The organism is Neisseria sp. 19428wB4_WF04, from assembly GCF_015235335.1.
GTDB classification, from domain to species: Bacteria; Pseudomonadota; Gammaproteobacteria; order Burkholderiales; family Neisseriaceae; genus Neisseria; species Neisseria musculi.
Map to the genome: position 1 here is coordinate 1 of NZ_JADGLG010000205.1, position 385 is coordinate 385.

The 385-nt window shown below is 37.1% G+C and carries 1 protein-coding gene; it reads left to right on the forward strand.

Going from position 1 to position 385, the window contains the following annotated elements; genetic code table 11:
• The first annotated feature begins 85 nt into the window (after positions 1-85).
• Positions 86-223, forward strand: a complete 138-nt coding sequence (locus tag IR141_RS13015) for a hypothetical protein (RefSeq protein WP_167743239.1) — start codon at positions 86-88, stop codon at positions 221-223.
• Positions 224-385 lie beyond the last annotated feature (162 nt).

The window sequence follows — 385 nt, forward strand, 5'->3', positions numbered from 1 at the left end:
GCTTTATCAAGCTCATTTTACAGGGACTGAATGAAGCGGAAGAAGTTGTTTATAACTTGGATGAAATAGAAAGGACACTAGCCTAATGATTGAAGTGACAAAAGAAAAATATATGGAACTCAAATCTGAAATCGTGAGGCTTAGAGAAGAGAACGCGCTTTTAAAGGCAGGTTTGGATTCGGTGCGGATAATTGCTGAAAATGTGAGAGGTGTGGTAGTATGAAAATAACAGTAGTAGATACCCTCACAAACTCAAGAGGTTTTTATTGGGTAGAGGGTGATACAGTGTTTTTAGCTAGTCATCTATCAGAGGAACAGCGAAGGAAAATTATTAAACGGTTGGAGGAGAAATATGAGTAAAGCAGAACAAATACGTGTTTATTAT